General features: G+C 53.9%; 1 protein-coding gene. It reads right to left on the bottom strand.

The window, feature by feature from the left end; genetic code table 11:
* Positions 1 to 713 (bottom strand): IS5 family transposase gene (locus KP701_RS16150; protein ID WP_215747916.1). Its coding sequence is split into 2 segments (ribosomal slippage), with 714 coding nucleotides annotated over them: positions 1 to 380 and positions 380 to 713; the frame shifts between segments, so codons are not numbered across the junction. This gene is flagged as partial in the annotation.
* Positions 714 to 789 lie beyond the last annotated feature (76 nt).

Here is a 789-nt window from a genome sequence, read left to right on the forward strand (position 1 = left end):
GAAGGTATGAGAGCACCGGTCATATCTGGTGGCAACACGTCGCCAGTCCTTCAGCTTTGCGAACATGTTTTCGATGAGGTGGCGCTTTTTATACAGATGCCAGTCGTAAGGTGGCTTTGATTTCCGGCTCTTCTTCGGGGGGATGCAGGCGGTAATGTTCTGCTCTGCGAGAGACTGCCTGATTTTATTGCTGTCGTATCCCCGATCTCCGATGACTTCTGCCGTTTCGACCGGAAGATCGTTCAGAAGAACATCAGCGCCTTTGAAGTCACTGACCTGCCCAGCTGTCAGATGAAGGCGCACAGGCCTGCCCTGACCATCACACACGGCATGCAGCTTTGAATTCAGACCGCCTTTTGTGCGTCCGATATGGCGGGGAAAAGCCCCTTTTTGAGCAGGGACGCTGCCGTTCTGTGCGCCTTGAGATGTGTTGCATCGATCATCAGGCGCTTCGACCGGCCAGCCTGTTCTGTCAGCGCGACAAAAATCCGGTCAAAGACACCAAGGCGGCTCCACCGGATGAAGCGATTGTATAAGGTCTTGTGCGGACCATACGCTTTCGGAGCATCCTTCCACTGAAGGCCGTTGCGGATCACATAAACGATCCCGCTCAGAACACGCCGGTCATCCACGCGTGGCACTCCGTGCGCCAGAGGGAAAAACGGCTCAATCCGCTCCATCTGCCTCTCAGACAGCAAAAACACGTCACTCACAGCCTCATCTCCATCGATAAGACTGTGAATCACAATGCCCCACTCAGTTCAATAAATTAATAGGTCCTGAGCCTAG

The sequence above is a fragment of the Gluconobacter sp. P1C6_b genome (genome assembly GCF_018811945.1).
In the GTDB taxonomy this organism is placed as follows: domain Bacteria; phylum Pseudomonadota; class Alphaproteobacteria; order Acetobacterales; family Acetobacteraceae; genus Gluconobacter.